Below are 21,661 nucleotides of genomic sequence, written 5' to 3'. Positions count from 1 at the left end.
TTACAACATACAATTGTGTCCGGCGGTACGTTATTCTTCCCGGAACTGCCTGACTTTAATCGTTTTGCCCTGTTCCTGACTCAACATGCCCAGTTGTAGAAAGCGAGCTACTTCAATGGCCGCGTCAACAGAAACCGGCGGTGTTGCGTCATAGCGAATACTGTCAACGACCTGTTGGTAAAATTGCGGATAGGCACCCGGTAGTGTGGCGATACGTTGGCTGCATATCAAGCCCTGATCGCTTTCCTCGTAGAGCACGCCATAGTTTGCTTCATCGTCTATACCATAGCTGTCATCAGTGATAGCGAGACCCGCTTTGAGCTGATTTTCCTGAACATCCATTTCATATTTTACCAGGGTTCCTTTATTCCCCTGAACGTGAAACCGTTGCACGGGCGCCGCATTGTGGTTGCTGGCTCGCAGGTGGACTTCTTTGTCTTTGTAATGGAGCTGAACATGAAAATAATCAGTGGTATTGGAATTGGGGCGTGTTGCAAGCAAGCGCGCAGTGATGGCTTCGGGAATGCCAAACAACAGAAAGGTCTGGTCAAGCAAGTGCGGACCCAAATCATACCAGATGCCATTGCCGGGACCGGCTTTTTCTTTCCATTTGTCCGTCGGTTCAGGGCGGAATCGGTCAAAATGAGATTCAAAAAGCTTAACCTTGCCCAGGCGATCCTCTTTGATGAGATGGGCGACGGTCTGAAAATCACCATCCCAACGGCGATTATGAAACGGAAATAACCGCACATCATGCTCTTCCGCTTCGTGCTGCATGGCCTGAACTTCCTTTTGCAATAGCGCTACCGGTTTTTCTATAACCACGTGCCTTGAGGCTTTTAGGGCTTGCATCGCGATGGGGTAGTGAAATTCATTCGGTGTGGTGATAACTACTAAATCTGCGTCAGAGTCTGCTAAAAGTTGTTGGTAATTGGCATAACACCGGGCCTCAGGAACCAGGTTTGCAACCAATTCCGGTTTTGAGCTGGCAACGGCGGTAATTTGTAGTTGCGACTGATGTCGAATCAAAGGCAGGTGCAGGTTTTGTGCAACACTACCGAACCCAATTAAAGCAACCTTTATCATTAATTATCTCTGCATCCAAAAGTGAGTTAACTGAATGGTACACGTTATCAGGTTGCTGCGCGACGCGGATTTTAACCATAAATCGATTAGGTAAAGGTCGATTGTGTGTATAACTCGTGCTTTTTTCTGAAACTACTTTCAGAAAGCCTGTCTGGCTATTATGCTGTGATAATCAAGGTAATCAGTAGTGAACAGGTTCACAGAAATCACAAAGCTAAGAGAATGGCAATACGTGCAATATTAGTGGTATCAGGGCCACTACAGGAAGGAGTCGCCGCTGCTCTGACTCAGTTCGTTTACAATAATAAAGGCAATATCACCGATTTTGATCAATACGTGGATGTTGAAGCGGTGCCGCGTATGTTTTTTGCCAGAATGGAATGGGAGTTAGATGCGTTTCTTATTGCTAAAGAAGACATTATTGCTGCGTTAAGACAGGAGCTGGATGGTCGCTTTCATCTGGAGCTGGATCTGCGAATTTTGGATAAACCACTGAAAATGGCCATTATGGTAACTAAGCAATTGCCTTGTTTTTATGGCATGTTGGCTAAAATACTGTCTCACGAATGGAACGCTGAAGCCACCCTGGTACTCAGTAACCGCACCGATATGGAAGTGGATGCCAAACGTTTTGATTTGCCTTTCTATCATCTGCCCATTACACCGGAAACCCGCGTAGCACAGGGAGAAAAGGCGCTGGCTTTATTCGACGAACACAATATTGATGTGGTGGTACTGGCTAAATATATGCAAATTATACCGCCTAATGTGTTGTCCAGATGGACCGGCAGAATGATCAATATTCATCATTCCATGTTACCCGCGTTTGTGGGAGCCAGGCCGTATCATCAGGCAAGAGAATACGGTGTAAAGTTTATCGGGGCGACAGCACACTATGTGACCGAAGAGCTGGATGAAGGCCCAATTATTATGCAAAACGTAAAACCCATCACGCATCGTCAGACGGCAGATGAACTGGTGAATATGGGGAAATCAATTGAAACCGAAACGCTGTTGAGAGCGGTAGAGCTGCATTTACAACACAGAATAGTCATCTCTGGTCGACGCTCGATAATTTTCGATTAAGTAATGCTAACGAATAACAGAATCAAAACGGGAGGCAAGTGCCTCCCGTTTTTTTAGTGCAGAATGCGGGTTTTGATGGTGCCTTCGATAGACTGCAACGCCTGGAAAGCATCTTCAGCGTGGTCAGTCTCCACATCAATAACCACATAACCGATGTTTTCGTTGGTTTGCAGATACTGTGCAGCGATGTTCACACCCAGTTGCGTGAATGCCTGGTTGATTTGCGTCAGCACGCCTGGTGCATTTTTGTGAATGTGCAACAACCTTGAACGACCAATATGTTCAGGCAGAGAAACTTCAGGGAAGTTAACCGCAGAAAGGGTGGAGCCGTTGTCGCTGTATTTGGCAATCTTGCCGGCAACTTCTTTTCCGATGTTTTCCTGAGCTTCCTGAGTGCTGCCGCCCACGTGCGGAGTCAGGATCACGTTCTCAAACTCTCTTAGAGGCGATACAAATTCTTCATTGTTAGATTTAGGCTCAATCGGGAATACATCGATGGCTGCGCCGCCTAACTTTTTGGTTTTCATCGCGTCTGCCAGGGCGTCGATATCCACCACTGTGCCGCGTGAAGCATTGATAAGGATGGCTCCCTGTTTCATTACTTCCAGCTCAGCCGCGCCAATCATATTCTTGGTTTGCGGTGTTTCCGGCACATGTAAAGAAACCACATCAGAGGTTTTAAGCAGTTCAGTCAGCGAGGCCACCTGTACTGCATTGCCCAGTACCAGCTTATCCTCGATGTCGTAAAAGCGGACGTTCATTCCCAAATGCTCAGCCAGAATGGAAAGCTGGGTGCCTATGTGACCATAGCCAATAATACCCAGGGTTTTACCTCTGGCCTCATAGGAGCCCACGGCACTTTTGTCCCAACCGCCCTGATGGGCCAGCGCATTTTTAGCCGGAATGCCGCGGAGCAGGAGGATGATTTCACCTAATACCAATTCCGCGACCGAGCGGGTATTGGAGAAGGGCGCATTAAACACCGGAATACCGCGAATTTGCGTCGCGTTTAAGTCCACCTGATTAGTACCGATGCAGAAACAGCCTACCGCCACTAATTTTGAAGCGGCAGCCACAACGTCTTCGGTGAGCTGAGTTCTGGAGCGGATACCAATAAAATGTACATCGGCCACTTTCTCAATCAGCTCAGCTTCCGGCAGGGAAGTTTTCAGGTACTCGATGTTGCTGTAGCCCTGATTTTTCAGGGTTTCAAGGGCACTTTGGTGCACACCTTCTAACAACAGGATCTTAATCTTATCTTTGGGAAGCGAAACTTTACTCATGATCACAATACCTTGAAACTTGAAAATCTGGGAAACAGGCAAGGCCTGAATGGGTCCGTAAATCCACTATCGGGAAGATAGAAGTCTGGACGTCTAAATGGGTTGCGCAACAATAGCAAATTGTGTGCGAACTGCAAGCGTTTATTTAGCGTCCAATCCATTTATTTTATAGTGACTACGCCTTGCTCCGTGCCTACCAAAACTACATTGGCACCGCGCTTTGCAAACAGGCCATTGGTGACAACGCCCACGATGCCATTAATTTGTTTTTCCAGTTCCACCGGATCGAGGATTTTAAGGTTATGAACATCTAAAATCACATTGCCGTTATCCGTGATCACGCCTTCCCGATACACAGGATCGCCACCCAGTTTTAACAGTTCCCGGGCCACATAGGAGCGCGCCATTGGGATCACTTCCACTGGTAAAGGGAACTTGCCTAGCATAGGCACCTGTTTACTGTCATCAATGATACAAATGAATTGATCGGCCACTGCGGCAACGATTTTTTCGCGGGTGAGGGCGGCACCACCACCTTTGATCATGTGTTTGTGTTCGGTGATTTCGTCGGCACCATCCACGTAAATTTCAATATTACCCACACTGTTCAGGTCAACAACCTCAATCCCCAGCGCTTTAAGGCGCTTTGTGCTCTCTTCTGAACTGGAAACCGCCGCCTGAATGTCGTTTTTAATATCCGCCAGGCCGTCAATAAAATAATTAACGGTAGAGCCTGTGCCTACACCTATGATGCTGTCAGGTTGAACATAAGAAAGGGCGGCTGCGGCCGCTTCGCGTTTTTTTTGGTCCTGGGTCATGATTTCTGCTACTTGTGATTTGGATTGCGTAAATTATACCTGGATTCAAATGACAGCACAGTGCTGTTTCAGCATTTTATAATTCTGTTTGGTGTGACAATCATATGCAGTGGAATATCCCAATTCTGAAAGGGCAGTGCGTCAACCTGCTGACAATCGTGTGCCAGGCCTATGAGCCTGATACCGGTTGCACTTTTTAGTGAGGCCAGCGTGCGATCATAATATCCGCCACCCATACCCAGGCGATTGCCATTTAAATCAAAGCCAACTAAAGGGGTGAAAATTACCTTGTGCTGAAGCAGCGGCACAACATTTGTTACCTCGCATTTGGGCTCAGCGATGCCATATTTGTTGTGTTGCATTGCACTGTTATGCTGATAGCGCAAAAACAGCAGATGGCCCCTGGTGAAGGGGTGAAGTACGGGTAAGGAGGTAGAGAGCCCGATTTTCCAACAATGCTGAATCAGGGGCGTGGGATTTAGCTCTCCGTCATTGCTGAGGTAAAATGCACAATGACCTGATTGCGGTAATAGTTCTGCGTCGCGCACCTTGTTCAACAGTGCCAGGCTGGCCTGCTGTTGCTGGTCTGCTGTCAATGCGCGCCTGGCCTGGCGCAGCGTTTTTCTCAGGCTGGCTCTGTCCTGATTGGTTGCTGTTAATACCACGTTGCATTAGCGGGTTGCTGTACTGTGGCGTGGTTATAACAAATTAACCTCAAAAAAAGAAGCCGCACAATGGCGGCTGTTTCTTCGGGGGATACTGGATTTGGATGTTTACCCCTATTTATTCAGTTTGGCATCCACACTGTAGCGTTTCGCGCCATTGATGGTTAGCACCAAAAAACCACCGGCGATGGCCAGATTTTTAAAGAAGTTCAGAAACTCCGCCTGGTCAGCAATATTGTTGTGAAAGATCAACGCTGATGCGATGGAAAACACTGCTAATCCCAGCGCGGCTAACCGCGTCTGAAAACCAATGATGATTGCCAGTGCGCCGGCAATCTCAGCAAATATTACCAGTGGCAATAAACCACCGGGGACACCCATCGCATCCATCCAGCCCGCCGTGCCTTCATAAGCACTCAGTTTGTTCATCCCTGCCAGTAAAAAAATGGTAGCGATTAACACTCTGCCAACCAGGTCGATTGAAGCAGCCAAAGCACCGTTTTGATTAAACGTTAAGATTCCAGTTTTCATGTCATTCTCCTCAGAATTTAGGTTTATCGTTGCGACAGGGATAATAATAGTTCGTTTAAATAAAAATAAAATCGCAATAAATAGCTTTAAAAATTCTAATAAATCGAATTTGTGAAGTTTGGTTTTATAGCAAATACCCTGTGAAACTTTTTAATCGGGCAACAACATTGTGTAAAATATTAATCTTCCGGGCTGTTAATATTGATGGTGAGATTGAGCAATGAAGTTTGTCGTTGTAATTGTTATTGTTTGTGCGGCGTTGTTGTTTATTCCTGAAATACATGATTTCCTGAAATTGCTCGCGGTGATGACGCTGTTGGTATGTATGAGTTTTGGTATTTTAGGGAAATTGCTATCCCTGCAAATAAAGCCATGCCCTAAATGTAATAAAATTCCCGACAAAATGAGTTATGCGTTGCAGGAATTCAACGCTTTTCAAGGCCCCTGTGCTCAATGCGGCTATAAGAAGTAGTTTTTAACAGCGGGTATTGGTCCTGATTGGCATGGCAGTGTCGATAATCTTTATCGACCGTCAAACCCTTTTAATTCCTCATCGGAAAACAGGATGAGCCAGCAGACTCAATAGGCTTTGTGGCAAGCTGAGAATTATCGCAAAAATCTTCGGTTTAACCTGTTGTTAACGAGGGAGTGCGGCGTTTCGGGTAATAAAAAAGCAGCCCGAAAGCTGCTTATCATTGTGTTTGCAACGCAGAGTTACAGGGCGTAAGTGTCCATAAATAATTTCTTAATGCGTTCTTCATCTACCTTGAGGGCGGCCTGCATAACCGGCGCACTCTCCCATTCAGGCGACATCATTTTATCCAGTGGGGCAAAGGTGGTTTGTCCGTAGCACAGTGCATCGGTAGCCACTCTGAATCGCCCTTGTTTCATTTCGAACAACGTAGGATCAATCACGTAGGCCAGCGCCATGGCATCATGGAAGTAACAGACTTCTTCGTCGCTGCTTTGGAAGACTTCTGAATAGAACTTGGCATAAAACTGCGCTGCCTGATGTACGAAGCCACCCAGCGTTGGGTTTACTTCGCCCAGTTTGGCCAGATACGCCTGGTTGTAAGATACGGCGTAGGTGACATCCAGACCTATCATAGTTAATGGCCAGTCTGCTGCGAATACGATATCAGCCGCATGGGGGTCGTTCCAGATATTGGCTTCGGCCACCGGCGTCACATTGCCTGGTACCTGTGCCGCACCGCCCATGATCACTACGCCTTTTAACAGTTTGGTGATTTCCGGTTCCATTTTTAATACCAAGGCCAGATTGGTTAATGGTCCAATAGCGACCAAGGTAACTTCGCCAGGATATTGTTTTGCGGTATCGATAATAAACTGTGCTGAACTTCTGGGATCCAGTGGCTTGTCTGAAAGCTTTGGATGAATGTTGCCGAAGCCATCGTCGCCATGCACAAAGTGCGCGTAGCCTGATTCGGGACCAACCCAGGGCAAGCCCATGCCTTCACACACCGGAATATCTTTTCCGGCGATATCGCACAGGGTTACTGCATTTCTGGCGGCCATTTTAACCGGTACATTACCAAATACTGATGTTAAACCCAAAACATCCAGATCAGGAGACTGGAAAGCGAAAAAGATGGCCATTGCGTCGTCGATACCCGGATCGGTATCAATGATAATTTTTTCTGCCATGGTAATTCCTCAATAAAAGTGGTTCGTTACGCTTGCTCAGCCAAAAATGCTTCGACTTCTTCAAGGGTAGGAATAGATTGTGCCGCTCCGACTCGGGTAACGGCCACTGCTGATGCTGCACAGGCTCTGCGAATACATTGCTCCGCTTCATTTTCCTGCATGTAAGCGGCTAAAAAGAAACCGATAAAGGTGTCGCCTGCGGCTGTGGTGTCAACGGCCTTAACCTTAAAGGCTTCAGCAAAAGCGCTACTACTAGCTGATACCAGTTTGGCGCCTTTTGATCCCAGCGTGATAATCACTTCAGTATCCGGGAGATGTTGCTTAAACCAGGCTTCCATCGCTTCCAGTTCGCTGCTGCCGGTTAATGCTTCCGCTTCGACTTCGTTGACAATCAACAGCCTCAGCTTGTGTAACGGCAAACTCTTCACTGACTCGGTCATTGGCGCGGGATTAAAGGCCACCTTCAGATTTTTTTCATGGGCACTTTCAATAATATCGGCAATGGCATTGGTCTCGTTCTGGATTAAAACCCAGTCGCCTGCCTCACTATTACTCAGCGCCTGTTTGATCAATTCATCGGACAATTCGTGATTGGCACCGGCAAACAGAATGATGGAGTTCTCGCCAGAGTCGGCCACCTGAATAATGGCATGACCGGTGGGTGTTTCGGTACCTCGAACGTATTTGCAATCTACCCCGGCCTTGATCAGTGTTTGCTTCATGGCAAAATCACTTTCTTCAATCAGACCCACGTGTTTAACGTCAGCCCCCGCCTTAGCTAAAGCGATAGACTGATTTGCTCCTTTACCGCCTAACAATTTTTGATAACTTCTGGAGGCGAGTGTTTCACCGGGTTGCACAAAATGCTCCACCTGATACACGTGATCGATGTTGATGGAGCCAAAATTAATAATCGCCATACAATTTAATTATTTTCCTAAGTTTAAGTACTTACTGTAGAACATTTCGAGACGTTCAACTATGACAATTTGCCGAATTTAGCATAAATCCTGACCAGTTGGTCAAGTGTTGTGAGTGTTTAATTCTAACATTCTAATTATTGGAACGGTTAGGTCAAATTAATGTGATTTATTTTCATTTTAATGGAATTGATAATGTTCCCATCAAATCACGAATCAGGAACTTTATTATGATGCAATATCGACCTTCACACGAACGAGGCGGGGCTAATTTCGGTTGGCTGGAAAGCTATCACAGTTTTTCTTTTGGCAGTTATCACGATCCTAACCATACTAATCACGGCAGCTTGCGGGTGATTAATGAAGATTACGTGCAGCCCGGACAAGGCTTTGGTACGCATCCGCATCGCAATATGGAAATACTGAGTTATGTGATCGACGGCGCAATTGCCCACAAAGATTCAGAGGGCAATGAATATCAGGTGCCGGCGGGGGATTTTCAGCTAATGTCCGCTGGAAAAGGCATTACCCATAGTGAGTTTAATCCTTCTAAAACCCAGGCATTAAACTTTCTGCAAATTTGGATAATGCCAAATGTCACTGAGACAGAACCCGGTTACCAGCAAAAAGCCTTTGTTCAAACCGAGAAGGCGCAGCTAATATTTTCCCCGGACGGTGCAGATGGCAGCCTGAATATCAAACAGAATGCCTGGTTGCACAGAGTCAGGTTGTCCGAAGGGGAGGATTTGTCTTATCCATTAGTTAAAACACCTGAAGCTTATATTCATATGGTGAAAGGCGAGGTGAGTATTAATCAGAGTCAGGCGTTGCAAGCGGGTGATGGTTTGAAAATCAGTGCCGAAACTGAACTTGTTGCCAGGGCAAAAACTGATAATGTGGAATTTTTGTTGTTCGAGGTTTAACCGGGCCCTGAAAAAGCAAAAGAGCGGATAAATCCGCTCTTTTTCATTCCCAAAAATGTCGTCGTTCAGGGGTACCCAGAACCGTTCAGTTCAGGGCGGAAGTCTTATCGTCACCGTAGGCTTCATGGTACTAGCCAGGCTTGCTCAATAGCAACGCAACCAACTTCCTTGGATGTTAGCATCGGCTCGGGACATAACTGAACTAACAAACATCTCAGGAGCTTTTAGTTTAAAAGGAAATGAACAGTTTTACAAAGGGGTAAGGGTTCGTTTGCGCAGTTTTCACGCAAGCAATTGTAACTAGGTGCGTTTTTCTTTCATTAATTGCGCTGCTTTGCTGGCAGCATCGGCAATGGCTGAACCCGGTGCCCGGTTTGCTTTCACGGAAGCGTCTTTAGCATTAACCATGGCCGAAGCCTGGCTTTGGGCCAGTTGTTCGTTAGCTACTTTGTCGTTGCTCTGTTGTTCGATAATGGTGCGGCAAAGGTTCAGCGCGGTCATCATAATGATGTCTTCACGGTTGGTGAGGCCAGACCCTTTTTTGGTGTTCAACAATTGCTGATTCAACATATCCTCAGTTTGTTTGAGCACGCTCTCTTCGCCCGACGGGCAACGCACTTTGTATTGTCGGCCAAATAATGTAATAAACTGAGTTTTCGCTACTGCCATTGCGTTTTATCTTAAAAACAAACCACGTTTTTCTTGCTGGATAAGATCCTGATTGTGGATTAAGCCCTTTATCTTTGCAAGCCGTGATTTTGTATACGAGTTTGTCAGCCCGGATAGTTACAACTCTTTCTTATATGGTAGGATATGCGCAAATAACAAGGTGGAATTGTTTTGCAAGACAAAGAGTTAAGTTTTGAACAAATAGCCAATGATTTATTGGCCAATAAAGTGGCCAGCGATCCGTCAGAATTGCACGGCATTTTATGCGGTATGTTGTCCGGTGGCATGAGCCTGGACAATCAGGACTGGATCAACAGCCTGTCAGATTTTATTAATACCGGTGAGAAGTTTCCCTCCGAGGTTGAAACCCTGATTTATCAGGTTTTCGAAACTTCCTGTGAGCAACTGCTGGATGGGGAATTTTCCTTTCAGTTACTGCTTCCGGAAGATGTTGCTCCCATTATCGAGCGAGCGCAAAGCCTGATATCCTGGGTACAGGGGTTTCTGCTGGGCTTTGGCGTGCAGCAGGACGGTCAGCACAGCTTGTCGGCAGAAGTGAAGGAAGCGCTGACGGATTTTGCTGAAATCGTCCGTATGGACAGCGACATGCCGGAATCGGAAGATTCAGAACAGGCTCTGTTTGAAGTGGAAGAATATGTACGTATATCCGCCATGCTGTGTTTTGGTGAGTTGGGTAAAACCGGCGAAACCGATTTGTCTTCCTTCAGAACCATCCATTAAATTTTAATATGATCAGTATCCGCGAATATCAGGCCCGCCGACAAAAGCTGGTGGCGCAATTGCCCGACAACTCGGTGTTTGTATTGCCTTCTGCCACTGAAGTTACCCGCAGCAACGATACCGAATTTCTGTTTCGACAAAACAGTTATTTTTACTATTTCACTGGATTCACCGAGCCGGATGCCTGTTTGATTTTGAGTAATCTGGGTGGTGAGTATCAGGATTTAATCTTTTGTCGCCCCACTGATAAGCAGGCGGAGATTTGGCAAGGGCGCAGAGTGGGCGTGGGTGCCGCTGCGGAAAAGCTGGGTATTGCTGAGAGTTATGATATCGCCGATTTACCCGAAGCCTTGTTAGATGTGCTGGATGGTAGTGAACAATTGTATTTTTCCCTGGGTGATGACGCCGAGCTGGAGAATATGGTGTTAGGCGCTGTGGAGGCACTGCGCAAAGCGCCGAAACAATCAAAACAGGCGCCGATGTCAGTGGTAGAGCCCAAACCATTGATGGATGAAATGCGCCTGTTTAAATCTCCGGCGGAACTCACCATTATGCGTCAGGCAGCCAAAATTTCCGTGGCTGCTCATAAACGCGCGATGCGCTTTTGTGTGCCGGGTGCAATGGAGTATCAACTGGAAGCAGAAATTCATCACGAGTTTGCCATGCAGGGCGCAAGACAACCCGCCTATAACACCATAGTGGGGGCCGGTGATAACGCCTGTATTTTGCATTACACCGAAAATGCCGATGTGCTGGAAGAAGGCGAGTTAGTGCTGATTGATGCCGGTGCTGAATTTTGTGGTTATGCCGCAGATATTACCCGCACTTTTCCGGTCGGTGGCCGTTTCAGTTACGAACAGGAGCAACTGTACAATCTGGTACTGAATGCGCAACAAGTGGCGTTGGATAGCATTAAACCGGGCAACACCTTGAAAGCTGCGTCTGATGCGGTTATCGAAGTGATTACGCAAGGATTAATTCGTTTTGGTTTGTTGACCGGCGATGTCGCTGAGAACATTGCTGCTATGAATCACCGGCAGTTTTATATGCATGGCTTAGGTCACTGGTTAGGGCTGGACGTGCACGATGTGGGCAACTACAAGGTAAATGGTGCCGAGCGTGCTTTTGTGCCGGGTATGGTTTTAACGGTAGAGCCGGGCATATATGTAGCGCCGGATGCCAATGTGGAAGCGCGTTGGCGAGGTATTGGCGTTCGCATTGAAGACAACGTGCTGCTCACTGAGACGGGTTATGAGCTGTTAACTTATGGATTACCCCGTACTGTGGATGAAATTGAGCAGTTTATGTCGCGCTAAAGCGCACCGAAATACAGAGAGATTCTCAGGTGGCAAAGCAACAGTTTGACCTTATTATTTCTGGCGGTGGTGCTACCGGCTGGAGTGTTGTCTTAGCGCTTCTGGCGCAATTACCTGTTGCCCCCCAGGGGGACAAACTCAAAGTGGCCCTGATTGATAGCTTTGATAGCAACAAGATAAACCCACATCCGGGTTTTGATGCCCGCGCCCTGGCGCTATCGCAACAGTCACTGCGCTATTTTCAGCAAATGAACATTGCCGATGTGATAAAGAAAAGCGGCACAGCGATTCATCGTATTCATGTGAGCGATCGCGGCGCAGCGGGTCAGGTGGTGCTGGATCATCAGTCTTATCAGGAGCAGGAACTGGGGATCGTAATGGAAGCCCAGCAGTTAGGGGCCATTTTACTCAATGCGGCCGAATCACAACTGGCGCAATCACCCTATATTGATTTTCTGCGCCTGCAACCCGACAGAATTATTAAAGCTGACACCCATCGCAACCAGGTGCAAATCGAAACCGACGGCGGACACTCGCTGGAAACCAAATTATTGGTGCTGGCCGAAGGCAGTACCTCACAAAGCAGGCAATGGTTTAACATGGACACCCATGTTAACGAGTATCAGCAACATGCCATTATTACCAATGTCGTTACCGAAAATTCCCCTGATAATACCGCCTTTGAGCGCTTCACCGCGGCTGGCCCTCTGGCTTTTTTGCCCATGACAGAACAGCGCAGTGGCGTTGTCTGGTCGGTTGATTCTGCAGATGTTGAACGGGTTATGGCAATGTCAGATGACGATTTTCTCAGCGCTTTGCAAACTCAGTTTGGCTGTCGATTAGGTAAACTGGTGAAAACCGGAAAACGCCAGGCCTATCCGCTTAAGCTAATCACTACGGATGATGCTGTCTGCCATCGGGTTGTCTGTGTCGGCAACGCCTCTCAAACTTTGCATCCCATTGCCGGGCAGGGCTTTAATCTCGCTTTGAGAGATGCCTGGCAGTTGGCTGCCCATGTTAGCCGATGTAAGAATAACAACGAAGATGCAGGGAGCTTTCGGTTATTATCGGCATTAAAGCAGGCGCGTAAAAAGGACCAGCAACAAACTATCCAGTTGACGGACTCTCTGGTGCATCTGTTTTCAAATAATAACCCTTTACTGACCGCTGGCCGCAATGCAGGATTATTGCTTATGAATAATTTCAGCGTTTTAAAAGATAATTTTGCCCGGGTAGCCATGGGACAACAAAGCGGAACAGAATAATGGTAAAACAAAAAGATATCGTTATTGTTGGAGCGGGTATTGTCGGACTGACATGCGCACTGGCCATGGCTTCATCCGGGCTGAATATTGCGGTAGTGGATGCTGCGCCAATACCCGGCAAATCAGAAGGTGAGGCGGATCTGAGGGTCAGCGCCATCAGCAAAGCCAGTCAAAGGATTTTTGAACGACTGTACGTGTGGCAACACCTTGATATTCAGCGAATCAGGCCTTACACCGAAATGACGGTTTGGGAGCAGGATAGCTTTGCCAAAATCGGCTTTTCGGCTCAGCAGGTGTACAGTGATGACTTGGGGCACATTATTGAGAATCGCCACCTGACGTCTGCGCTTGTTACTGCGGCGCAACAAGTGGCAAATATTGAACTACTGTTTGAAAGTGCCATCGATAAAATATCACTGAGCGACAGTACCCAGGTGGTGCAACTGCAAAATGGGACATTGCTGACCAGCCGTTTGGTAGTGGGTGCCGATGGTGCCAACTCATTGGTATGCAAAGCCGCGAACTTTGCGCAAACCTGGTGGGACTACGAGCAAACCGCCATTGTGGCCACCATAGAAACTGAACTACCCCATAATAATGCCGCCCGCCAGGTATTTACGCCCAGTGGTCCATTGGCTCTGTTGCCATTGTGGCAGGATAATCAGTGCTCTATTGTATGGTCGCAGGATAGCGATAAAGCAACAGAGTTACTGGCGATGGAAGAGCAGGCCTTTGCTAAATTGTTGGCCGCGACCTTCGATATGCAGGCGGGCCCGGTAAAACTTGTCTCTGAACGTAAATCTTTTCCGCTTAAAATGCGCTACGCCCGGCAATGGCTGACCGATGGTGCCATGGTAATTGGTGATGCTGCGCATACTATTCATCCTTTGGCTGGGCAAGGTGCTAATCTGGGCATTTTGGATGCAGCGGCATTAGCTGAACGGATAAATGAGCTGGTGACGGTAGATAAAGACTTTGCCGCTGTGCGTCAGCTTCGTCCCACTGAGCGCTGGCGTAAGGCCGAAGCGGCAAAAATGACTGCCACTATGGAAGCATTTAAACGCCTGTTTTCGGATGATCTGCCAGTTAAAAAGCTGTTGCGAGGTGCGGGTATGTCACTGGTAAATGAAATCACACCATTAAAGTCTGACATTATCCGTCAGGCGATGGGCCTATCCGGCAAGCTACCTAAACTGGCGCAAAGCTAGAGGTTTTTGTTTATTCACTGTTTTTAAACTCAGAAAACAAAAAGACCAGCGAATTGCTGGCCTTTGTCGTTATAAAATTGAGTTATTTTACCTTCATGCCGGGCTGAGCGCCTTCATGAGGTTCCATTATCCACAAGTCTTTGCCGCCAGGTCCTGCGGCTAATACCATACCTTCTGACATACCAAAGCGCATCTTGCGTGGCGCCAGGTTGGCCACCATCACCGTCATTTTACCTACCAGATCTTCTGGCTGGTAAGCACTCTTGATACCGGCAAACACCTGGCGTGTTTCGCCACCCAGGTCCAGTTCAAAGCGCAACAGCTTGTCAGCACCTTCGACGTGTTCGGCTTTAGCAATGCGCGCGACGCGTAAATCCACTTTCGCGAAATCGGCAAATTCGATAGTTTCAGCTATCGGATCTTTAGCTAACGGGCTGTTGGGATCCAGCGTGGTTTTCGCCTGTAAATCTTCTTTCGATGCTTCTACCATCTTCTCTACCTTTTCAGCATCGATACGTTGCATCAATGCTTTAAATTTATTGATTTCATGGCCTAACAGTGGTGCTTCAATACCTTGCCATGTAAGTTCGGTATTCAGGAACTGCTCGGTTTTTTCTGCCAACACTGGCAATACCGGCTTCAGCCAGGTCATCAGAATACGGAACAGATTAATACCTAACGAACATACCTGATGGGTTTGCTCCTGAAGCTCCGGATCTTTAATGGTCACCCAGGGGGCCTGCGCATCAATGTATTGGTTTGCCTTATCGGCCAGTGCCATGATGTCGCGAATAGCACGGTTGTACTGACGAGACTCAAATGATTGCGCGATACCTTCCGATGCGGCCTGGAATTCTTTAATCAGGGCATCATCAGTTGATATTTCGGCCAACTTGCCGTCAAACTTCTTGCTGATAAAACCGGCACAACGACTTGCGATGTTTACCACTTTGCCCACCAGATCGGCATTGTTCTTTTGTACAAAGTCTTCAAAGTTGAGATCGATGTCAGTAACACCATCATTCAACTTAGAGGCAAAGTAATAACGCAGATATTCCGGCTCCAGGTGATCAAGATAAGTGCGCGCCTTGATGAAAGTACCTTTCGATTTTGACATTTTGGCACCGTTCACCGTCACAAAACCGTGCACATTAACGCCGGTAGGTTTGCGCAATTCTGCTGCTTCTAACATGGCTGGCCAGAACAAACAGTGGAAGTAGGTGATATCTTTACCGATGAAGTGATACAGCTCGGCGTCGGAATCTTTATTCCAGAAACTGTCGAAATCCAGATTGTTACCGGCACAGAAGTTCTTGAAGCTGGCCATATAACCCACAGGCGCATCTACCCAAACGTAGAAAAACTTGTTGGGTGCACCGGGAATTTCAAAGCCAAAGTAAGGAGCATCACGGCTGATATCCCACTGTTGTAAGCCTTGCTCAAACCACTCCTGCAGTTTGTTAGCAATTTCCGCCTGCACGGATGAGCCTTTCAGCCAGTCATGTAGCATGTCCTGGAACTGCGGTAAGTCGAAGAAGTAGTGCTCTGAGTCTTTTAATACTGGCTCAGCACCGGATACCACAGATTTTGGATTCTTTAATTCGGTAGGGCTGTAGGTTGCACCACAGCTATCGCAGCTGTCGCCATTTTGGTCTTCGGCGTTACATTGCGGGCAGGTACCTTTGACAAAACGGTCCGGTAGGAACATTTGTTTTTCGGGATCGAACAACTGACTGATGGTGCGTCGCTTGATAAAGCCGCGTTCTTTGGCGCGTAAATACACCATTTCACACAGCTCTTTGTTTTCTTCAGAGTGCGTGTTGTGGTAGTTGTCGTAGGACACTAAAAAGTCCGCCAGGTCTTGTTGGTGCTCGGCCTGGGTGCGGCGCACCATTTCTTCTGGGGTAATACCAAGCTCTGCCGCTTTTAACATGACAGGAGTACCGTGGGCATCGTCAGCGCACACGCTGTAGCACTCGTGGCCACGCAGTTTTTGGAATCGCGTCCAGATGTCTGTCTGGATGTGCTCAAGCAAGTGGCCAAGGTGAATCGAACCATTGGCATAGGGCAAAGCACTGGTTACCAGAATTTTACGAGTTTCTGTGGTCATGATTACCTGAAATTGTTACTGGATAAAGAGGGCGAGAGTTTACAGAAAAAAGCCGCTGATTTCATCACAGAATATGGGTTGATTTCAGGTAAATCCGGCGAAGTTACTCTGCTCAAACAAAACCGGTAACAAAAATCAGTTGACGCAGCGCCATTGGCATTTGATCATTGCCCCAACAATCCACTGAAATAAGAGATCTCAAGCGAATGAGGCTTTGCGACAAGGACATAATCAAACACCTGAATGAGGGTTCCATCAAAATTTCCCCGGCTCCCACAGATAACATGGTGAGTGGTGTGACGGTAGACATTCGCTTGGGCAACAAGTTTCGGGTGTTTGAGGATCATCAGGCGCCCTATATCGATCTCAGTGGCCCCAAAGCCGAAGTAGCCGCACAACTAGAAGCGGTGATGAGCGATGAAATAGAGCTGGAAGACGGCAAAGCGTTCTTTTTACACCCGGGAGAACTGGCGCTGGCGGTTACCTATGAATCAGTAACCTTGCCCGCCAATATCGTAGGTTGGTTAGATGGTCGCTCATCGCTGGCGCGACTGGGTTTGATGGTGCACGTTACCGCGCATCGCATTGATCCGGGCTGGTCAGGCAATATCGTACTGGAATTTTTTAACAGCGGTAAATTGCCCCTGGCGCTGCGCCCTAAAATGAAAATCGGTGCATTGAGTTTCGAAGTATTATCCGATTACGCCGAGCGTCCTTACAATGCCCGTCTGGACGCAAAATATAAAGGCCAGGACGGTGCTATCGCCAGCCGCATCAGCGATGATGAAAAGGGTGAATCCTAGCGTCCCAAACTCGAATATTGGGCAAACTATTCGGTTTGCCTGTACCTTTGTTTTACTGCTTTTGTTATCTGCCTGTGCTGCCATTAAACCGGTGCAGGTTAACTTTCAGCCGCAGAGATACGATCATTACTTTCCCGGTTTTGAGGCAACAGACATCGTGCCTGATGCCCAGATATTCTGGCTAAATAACGACGCTAAAGCGTACGTGCGGGAACGTGCCGCATTAGCGGAAACTACCGATGACAAAGCCTTAACTTTAATCAATGACCTGTTTTCACCCTCACAACTGGCACTGGATTATGTTTATGGTGCCAATACTGTGGCCCAGGAAACCTTCGACAATGGCACGGCAAACTGTTTAAGTTTAACTATTTTGGCCTACGCCATGGCCGAGGAGGCCGGGTTGGAAGTGAGTTTTCAGGAAGTGTTTGAAGACGAATCATGGAATCAGGCAGGAGAGTTTGATTTAGCCAATGGTCATGTCAATTTACTGATTGCCCGCAAACCCCGGTTTTCACAGGTACCCGGTCTGCCATCCAGAAAGCTGACCTACACAGTGGATTTTTTTCCGGAATCCCGCGAAGGGCGGGTTAAAACAAAACAACTCAGCCAGACCGCTATCAAATCATATTTTTATTCCAATCTCGGAGCTAAAGCACTCATCGAAGAAGACTACAACAAAGCCTGGGCAAACTTTCGACAGGCACTGTTGTTGTATCCCCGAGACTCCTCAGCCTGGAATAATCTGGCGTTACTGCTAAGCCGCAAGAACGCCAACTCTGAAGCCGTGTATGCCTTTAAAGTGGCGACAGAATTGCGCCCCGACAATTACACCGCATGGGAAAATTTGGCAGGCTTATACCGCAAGATAGACAATACCGAAGATGCTGACCAGATAAGTCAGCGCCTGACGAGGGTGCGCAACAAAAACCCCAATTACCATGTGCGCATGGGTAACCGTTATCTGGTAAACGGTGAGTACGAACAAGCTGAAAGCGCTTTTTACGCAAGCCTCAGGCTGCAACAAAATAATCACTACGCCTGGTTTGGATTAGCCAGAGTAGCAGCAGAGCAAGAGGATGAGGAATCAGTCAGGCGCTACCTCAACAAAGCCAGAGAAACCGCTGACAGTGAAGGTTTTGCACGGCGCTACAGCCGTAAACTGCACGCCCTTAATGCGAGCCTTTGAGTTTTTCGATTTGTTGCCACAGGCTTTCTGCCTCAGCAGTCAGCAGCGAATAGCTTTTTATATCGCCACGCCGTTGCGCCAACATGGCACTCTCCAGCTTGTCGTCGTATTGCTTACGCAGCTTTTTCACAGGATCAGATTTAAATAAACCAAACATCAGTGCCCCTCAACTTTTATACCGTTTTACTGAACGAACAGGCCAGAAGATCACTTCCAGCAACTGATTTGATGATTGTTTCAGCAGTCGAAAGCAACAATGGGCATTAGTGTTTGCAATTCAAAAATTTTTGAGTAATATGTGCGGCCTTCGGTCGGTGTGTGGCGCAGCTTGGTAGCGCACTGTCATGGGGTGTCAGGGGTCGGAGGTTCAAATCCTCTCACACCGACCAAATTTCCCCTTTAAAATCAAATAAATAACTAAATTTTCAATTCTCAAAAAATCGGTAGAGTACGAATTTTTAAATCTGTACATCACCGGTGCATCACATCCGAAATCGGGAACATATCCGTTTTTGGGCTCTACCCCATAAACGGGGGATCAGCATTCAACTCGTGGATCTGGATGTACCCACTTAACGGGGGATCGGTAATCATCTTACTCTGTTAATTATTCCATCCCATCCACAATGAGTCATTACTCTTAGCCTGTAATTTTCAAAGTTTCTAAAGCCATAGGCTCTGCGGGATAACATTTCCATTTTATTGTGAAATCCTTCGGTCATGCCATTACTTCTTTCATATCGCCACATGGCCAGTATCGGCTGTAACCAGGAAATCAGTGTTTTATCTCGCTCTTTTAACCGGGGTATATACCCTCTGCCTTTACTTAATAGAAAAGGGCCGAAGCCGATTATCATTGGCAATATTTTTATGAACAATACACAACTCCTGCTGGAACAACTGTTAAAATCATCCGATATCCACAACTGTGCCAAGTTTTACGTCCGTTATAGGTAGATTTTCCACAACAGTTAACACACCACAACTGTGCCACAAAACAATACTCAATACGCTACAACCCCCATTTCACCGTCTTTTCATTGTCCCAGTTGTGGTTAGATGAACGTCTTATTTTGACAGAACATCTCTTTGAAACCTGCTCTTCCAAACTCAGACAATGGCATAGTTGTGGTGCCTATTCATATTATTCTTAACTATGTCCTTCACATTCACACATGGCCTGTACCCCACAAACCCCAAAAAGGCCGTTTTTTCCAGACTTATGCCACATTTATGTTTTTCTTTAATTTGCCTGTAACCCATATTTTTAATGGTCTATAGGGATTTGGTATTATTTCTTGTGCGAATTTTTGTTCTCCATTTTTTCCACACTTATGCCACACTTTCAGCACACACAGGAAATTACTGATTTTCAATCTGCTAAAAGTACCTCAACAGCCACACAAAGCTTTCTTGTGGCACAGTTGTGGTTTTTGTGTTTATTCGTAGATTTTTGTTTTTATTTATCTTTTTTATTTTCGGTTAATTTTAAACCCTTACTGATGGCGGTGTTATAGCCACACTTTTAAGCTGTATTTCCTCTGCTTTTTAATACAAGCATCAACTAAGATGTAAGTACGCTAACCACTCGGCAAGCATCTATTTCAAACAACCGGCATCAGACAATACAAGCCCACCCGTCAACAACGCTAAAAGAAAACCTGACAGTGACTTGTTTATTCTATTTTTTGGGTTTTATTATTGCCCAACAACAGTCTCTTTTTTCCATAGTTATGCCACAATTTCTTCAACACTCCCTTACTGTAGGCGTTTTTGGCCTTCTTGGGGTTGTTTTAAAATCAAAAAATAGAGTTGTAATATCCACAACTGTGACACTAAGAAACGAGTATTTAACATTGGAAAGCCTGCTTTAAAGCGGGCCTCAATTAAGCATCAGAACCAATATCAAAATCATTTGTTAGCGGCATAATCTGGCTTACCTTTGTGGTACTGAGGCATCTTCTGAGACACTTTGAAGTAACAGAGGTGGATTTAGATTTGCCCGATTAGCTCAATTAAGAAGTGAGATTACTTTTATGTAATGTTGGGGGGGGCTTTCGCAGAAACCATGGGCTGTCAGATGCAAAACATGAAGTACCTGATTTTTAAGGTAGTCGATCATTTGCGTGCCAGTATTTTATAATTTGGCTGCTCGGAACCAGTAAGATCGATACTTTGATCGTATCTCTTAACGTCTAATGAACTAATAATTGGATTCGGATTACGTACAGATGAATGGCTTTGCGTAAGTAACGTAAGCCTGGACAAATCTCAAGTGGGACGACACTGTGTCGTCACTGCCTGTGAGTCAATAAACTTCTTCACTTTTTCAATCTGTAGGGTTCTTCGCTCGATGATTATTCTTCTGATATGCTCTCTGAGCCAGATCAATCCCTTATCGTTGCTTTGACGCTTGTGCCACAGCATCGAGATCGACGAGTGAGGGATGTTTAGTGGTGGGTAAACAATTGTTAGCTCATCATGAGCTAAATGAGCGTGCATAAGATCCGTGGGAAGAATAGCAACTAGATTAGACTCTCGTATAATCGGAACAGCAGATGAAAAGCTAGTAACTGTACACGCTACCCGTCGCCTAAGTCCCAATTGCTCTAATGCTTGGTCTGTCGGACTGCTTGGGTCACCTGATAGGGACACGAGCAGATGTTCTGCGGACGCAAACCCTCGAGGGGTTAATCGTCCTTTTGTCAGGGGATGATTTTTACGCATGACACAGACATAACTTGTGTCAAAAAGATGGTCCGTACAAATGTTTTCTAAGGAGCGATTACTTTGTCCTATAACCAGATCCACCTCAGCTGCATCCAAAATAGGTTTTGTACAGCCAATTGTATATGGAACTGCATGTAGATTTAGTCCCTTAGCCTCTTTTTCAAATAGCTTCCTTAAATCTGGCCATAGCGCATCTACTGCAATATCAGGCAAAGCTATTCTAAATGTTCGATTGGCGGTATGTGGCTCAAATCTGTTCGGTGCCATTACCTCATCAATGTTACGCAAGGAGTCGCGTACGTTCTCCCAGAGGGTATTTGCATATGTCGTTGGCTGGATCCGTCGACCATCTGGAATGAATAATTCATCTTTCCATAGCACCCGCATCCTTGCCACCGCGTTGGAGACTGCTGGTTGAGTCATCGACAGTCGCCTGGCAGCGCAAGTAACCGACTTTTCAATCATAATGGCATCGAAAATCACCAGCAGTTTCAGTTCTTGCGTTCGCACTTTTATTAGTCCGCGTCAATAAGTTTACTAATTTCAAAAATAAATGAATCTCATCCAAAGTAAAGTCGATTCATCATGTTTTTGAATGAATGGTATGCCATTAAAGAATTATACTTTTCCACCATAGATTCATAATCTTTACC

The 21,661-nt window shown here is 46.5% G+C and carries 20 protein-coding genes, 1 tRNA gene and 1 other RNA gene; 9 read left to right on the top strand and 13 right to left on the bottom strand.

What is annotated here, in order from left to right:
- Positions 1 to 30: 30 nt before the first annotated feature.
- Positions 31 to 1,086 carry an oxidoreductase gene (locus LJ740_RS10370; protein WP_229529026.1) on the bottom strand — a complete coding sequence of 352 codons (1,056 nt, stop codon included), beginning with the start codon at positions 1,084 to 1,086 and terminating at the stop codon, positions 31 to 33.
- 222 nt (positions 1,087 to 1,308) lie between these two features.
- Between LJ740_RS10370 and purU the strand changes: the two genes are divergently transcribed.
- Positions 1,309 to 2,172, top strand: a complete 864-nt coding sequence (gene purU, locus LJ740_RS10365) for a formyltetrahydrofolate deformylase (protein WP_229529025.1) — start codon at positions 1,309 to 1,311, stop codon at positions 2,170 to 2,172.
- A 53-nt stretch (positions 2,173 to 2,225) separates the two neighbouring features.
- Here the strand turns inward: purU and serA are convergent, their stop codons facing one another.
- From serA to LJ740_RS10335, 6 genes are all read right to left on the bottom strand, one after another.
- Complete coding sequence (gene serA / locus LJ740_RS10360) at positions 2,226 to 3,455, bottom strand: phosphoglycerate dehydrogenase (RefSeq protein ID WP_229529024.1); 1,230 nt, start codon at positions 3,453 to 3,455, stop codon at positions 2,226 to 2,228.
- A 161-nt stretch (positions 3,456 to 3,616) separates the two neighbouring features.
- On the bottom strand, positions 3,617 to 4,273 hold the full coding sequence (rpiA, locus tag LJ740_RS10355; RefSeq protein WP_229529023.1) for a ribose-5-phosphate isomerase RpiA: 657 nt from the start codon (positions 4,271 to 4,273) through the stop codon (positions 3,617 to 3,619).
- Between the two features lie 68 nt (positions 4,274 to 4,341).
- Complete coding sequence (locus tag LJ740_RS10350; protein ID WP_229529022.1) at positions 4,342 to 4,938, bottom strand: 5-formyltetrahydrofolate cyclo-ligase; 597 nt, start codon at positions 4,936 to 4,938, stop codon at positions 4,342 to 4,344.
- A 114-nt stretch (positions 4,939 to 5,052) separates the two neighbouring features.
- Positions 5,053 to 5,469: a DoxX family protein gene (locus LJ740_RS10345; protein WP_229529021.1), complete on the bottom strand. Its 417-nt coding sequence runs from the start codon at positions 5,467 to 5,469 to the stop codon at positions 5,053 to 5,055.
- A 714-nt stretch (positions 5,470 to 6,183) separates the two neighbouring features.
- The gene (locus LJ740_RS10340) at positions 6,184 to 7,134 is read right to left on the bottom strand and encodes a nucleoside hydrolase (RefSeq protein WP_229529020.1); all 951 of its coding nucleotides are present in this window, start codon (positions 7,132 to 7,134) and stop codon (positions 6,184 to 6,186) included.
- 26 nt (positions 7,135 to 7,160) lie between these two features.
- A complete protein-coding gene (locus tag LJ740_RS10335; protein WP_229529019.1) occupies positions 7,161 to 8,054 on the bottom strand; it encodes a ribokinase in 894 nt (297 codons plus the stop codon).
- 230 nt (positions 8,055 to 8,284) lie between these two features.
- Here LJ740_RS10335 and LJ740_RS10330 point away from each other — a divergent pair, with 230 nt between their 5' ends.
- Complete coding sequence (locus tag LJ740_RS10330; RefSeq protein WP_229529018.1) at positions 8,285 to 8,977, top strand: pirin family protein; 693 nt, start codon at positions 8,285 to 8,287, stop codon at positions 8,975 to 8,977.
- A 42-nt stretch (positions 8,978 to 9,019) separates the two neighbouring features.
- Here the strand turns inward: LJ740_RS10330 and ssrS are convergent.
- Both ssrS and LJ740_RS10320 read right to left on the bottom strand, forming a co-directional pair.
- Positions 9,020 to 9,201: non-coding RNA, 6S RNA (gene ssrS / locus LJ740_RS10325), on the bottom strand.
- Between the two features lie 76 nt (positions 9,202 to 9,277).
- Entirely contained in the window at positions 9,278 to 9,646 is a 369-nt protein-coding gene (locus tag LJ740_RS10320) for a cell division protein ZapA (protein WP_229529017.1), read from the bottom strand.
- Between the two features lie 171 nt (positions 9,647 to 9,817).
- Here LJ740_RS10320 and LJ740_RS10315 point away from each other — a divergent pair, with 171 nt between their 5' ends.
- Genes LJ740_RS10315 through LJ740_RS10300 form a run of 4 tightly spaced genes read left to right on the top strand, consistent with a single transcriptional unit; the run spans position 9,818 to position 14,176 of the window.
- The gene (locus tag LJ740_RS10315; RefSeq protein ID WP_229529016.1) at positions 9,818 to 10,387 is read left to right on the top strand and encodes a UPF0149 family protein; all 570 of its coding nucleotides are present in this window, start codon (positions 9,818 to 9,820) and stop codon (positions 10,385 to 10,387) included.
- An 8-nt stretch (positions 10,388 to 10,395) separates the two neighbouring features.
- Positions 10,396 to 11,703: a Xaa-Pro aminopeptidase gene (gene pepP / locus LJ740_RS10310; RefSeq protein WP_229529015.1), complete on the top strand. Its 1,308-nt coding sequence runs from the start codon at positions 10,396 to 10,398 to the stop codon at positions 11,701 to 11,703.
- A 29-nt stretch (positions 11,704 to 11,732) separates the two neighbouring features.
- Complete coding sequence (gene ubiH, locus LJ740_RS10305; protein ID WP_229529014.1) at positions 11,733 to 12,968, top strand: 2-octaprenyl-6-methoxyphenyl hydroxylase; 1,236 nt, start codon at positions 11,733 to 11,735, stop codon at positions 12,966 to 12,968.
- Complete coding sequence (locus tag LJ740_RS10300; RefSeq protein ID WP_229529013.1) at positions 12,968 to 14,176, top strand: FAD-dependent oxidoreductase; 1,209 nt, start codon at positions 12,968 to 12,970, stop codon at positions 14,174 to 14,176. Before ubiH ends, LJ740_RS10300 begins: the two co-directional genes overlap by 1 nt.
- 82 nt (positions 14,177 to 14,258) lie before the next feature.
- Here the strand turns inward: LJ740_RS10300 and metG are convergent, their stop codons facing one another.
- Entirely contained in the window at positions 14,259 to 16,286 is a 2,028-nt protein-coding gene (metG, locus tag LJ740_RS10295) for a methionine--tRNA ligase (RefSeq protein ID WP_229529012.1), read from the bottom strand.
- A 206-nt stretch (positions 16,287 to 16,492) separates the two neighbouring features.
- Here metG and dcd point away from each other — a divergent pair, with 206 nt between their 5' ends.
- Together dcd and LJ740_RS10285 are read left to right on the top strand one after the other, a co-directional pair.
- Positions 16,493 to 17,089 carry a dCTP deaminase gene (gene dcd / locus LJ740_RS10290; protein ID WP_229529011.1) on the top strand — a complete coding sequence of 199 codons (597 nt, stop codon included), beginning with the start codon at positions 16,493 to 16,495 and terminating at the stop codon, positions 17,087 to 17,089.
- Positions 17,079 to 18,278: a tetratricopeptide repeat protein gene (locus LJ740_RS10285; protein ID WP_229529010.1), complete on the top strand. Its 1,200-nt coding sequence runs from the start codon at positions 17,079 to 17,081 to the stop codon at positions 18,276 to 18,278. The genes dcd and LJ740_RS10285 overlap by 11 nt, the downstream gene beginning before the upstream one ends.
- On the opposite strand, the gene LJ740_RS10280 is transcribed toward LJ740_RS10285, so the two are convergent.
- Positions 18,262 to 18,435, bottom strand: a complete 174-nt coding sequence (locus LJ740_RS10280; protein WP_229529009.1) for a DUF6435 family protein — start codon at positions 18,433 to 18,435, stop codon at positions 18,262 to 18,264. The genes LJ740_RS10285 and LJ740_RS10280 overlap by 17 nt on opposite strands.
- Before the next feature lie 155 nt (positions 18,436 to 18,590).
- Between LJ740_RS10280 and LJ740_RS10275 the strand changes: the two genes are divergently transcribed.
- Positions 18,591 to 18,667, top strand: a tRNA-Pro gene (locus tag LJ740_RS10275).
- 201 nt (positions 18,668 to 18,868) lie between these two features.
- Here the strand turns inward: LJ740_RS10275 and LJ740_RS10270 are convergent.
- Positions 18,869 to 19,135, bottom strand: a complete 267-nt coding sequence (locus tag LJ740_RS10270; RefSeq protein WP_267498256.1) for a transposase — start codon at positions 19,133 to 19,135, stop codon at positions 18,869 to 18,871.
- Positions 19,136 to 20,549: 1,414 nt separating this feature from the next.
- Complete coding sequence (locus LJ740_RS10265; protein WP_229529008.1) at positions 20,550 to 21,518, bottom strand: LysR family transcriptional regulator; 969 nt, start codon at positions 21,516 to 21,518, stop codon at positions 20,550 to 20,552.
- Between the last annotated feature and the right edge of the window lie 143 nt (positions 21,519 to 21,661).

Source organism: Planctobacterium marinum (assembly GCF_020687805.1).
Lineage (GTDB): Bacteria > Pseudomonadota > Gammaproteobacteria > Enterobacterales > Alteromonadaceae > Planctobacterium > Planctobacterium marinum.
Note: the sequence above shows the minus strand (reverse complement) of the source record. Positions and strands in the feature narration are given on the sequence as shown.

What these genes read in the sequence shown, in the direction of transcription:
- LJ740_RS10370 (WP_229529026.1), bottom strand. Translation starts at nt 1,086, where the DNA reads ATGATAAAGGTTGCTTTAATTGGGTTCGGTAGTGTTGCACAAAACCTG.
- purU (WP_229529025.1), top strand. Translation starts at nt 1,309, where the DNA reads ATGGCAATACGTGCAATATTAGTGGTATCAGGGCCACTACAGGAAGGA.
- serA (WP_229529024.1), bottom strand. Translation starts at nt 3,455, where the DNA reads ATGAGTAAAGTTTCGCTTCCCAAAGATAAGATTAAGATCCTGTTGTTA.
- rpiA (WP_229529023.1), bottom strand. Translation starts at nt 4,273, where the DNA reads ATGACCCAGGACCAAAAAAAACGCGAAGCGGCCGCAGCCGCCCTTTCT.
- LJ740_RS10345 (WP_229529021.1), bottom strand. Translation starts at nt 5,469, where the DNA reads ATGAAAACTGGAATCTTAACGTTTAATCAAAACGGTGCTTTGGCTGCT.
- LJ740_RS10340 (WP_229529020.1), bottom strand. Translation starts at nt 7,134, where the DNA reads ATGGCAGAAAAAATTATCATTGATACCGATCCGGGTATCGACGACGCA.
- LJ740_RS10335 (WP_229529019.1), bottom strand. Translation starts at nt 8,054, where the DNA reads ATGGCGATTATTAATTTTGGCTCCATCAACATCGATCACGTGTATCAG.
- LJ740_RS10330 (WP_229529018.1), top strand. Translation starts at nt 8,285, where the DNA reads ATGATGCAATATCGACCTTCACACGAACGAGGCGGGGCTAATTTCGGT.
- LJ740_RS10320 (WP_229529017.1), bottom strand. Translation starts at nt 9,646, where the DNA reads ATGGCAGTAGCGAAAACTCAGTTTATTACATTATTTGGCCGACAATAC.
- pepP (WP_229529015.1), top strand. Translation starts at nt 10,396, where the DNA reads ATGATCAGTATCCGCGAATATCAGGCCCGCCGACAAAAGCTGGTGGCG.
- LJ740_RS10300 (WP_229529013.1), top strand. Translation starts at nt 12,968, where the DNA reads ATGGTAAAACAAAAAGATATCGTTATTGTTGGAGCGGGTATTGTCGGA.
- metG (WP_229529012.1), bottom strand. Translation starts at nt 16,286, where the DNA reads ATGACCACAGAAACTCGTAAAATTCTGGTAACCAGTGCTTTGCCCTAT.
- dcd (WP_229529011.1), top strand. Translation starts at nt 16,493, where the DNA reads ATGAGGCTTTGCGACAAGGACATAATCAAACACCTGAATGAGGGTTCC.
- LJ740_RS10280 (WP_229529009.1), bottom strand. Translation starts at nt 18,435, where the DNA reads ATGTTTGGTTTATTTAAATCTGATCCTGTGAAAAAGCTGCGTAAGCAA.
- LJ740_RS10270 (WP_267498256.1), bottom strand. Translation starts at nt 19,135, where the DNA reads ATGATAATCGGCTTCGGCCCTTTTCTATTAAGTAAAGGCAGAGGGTAT.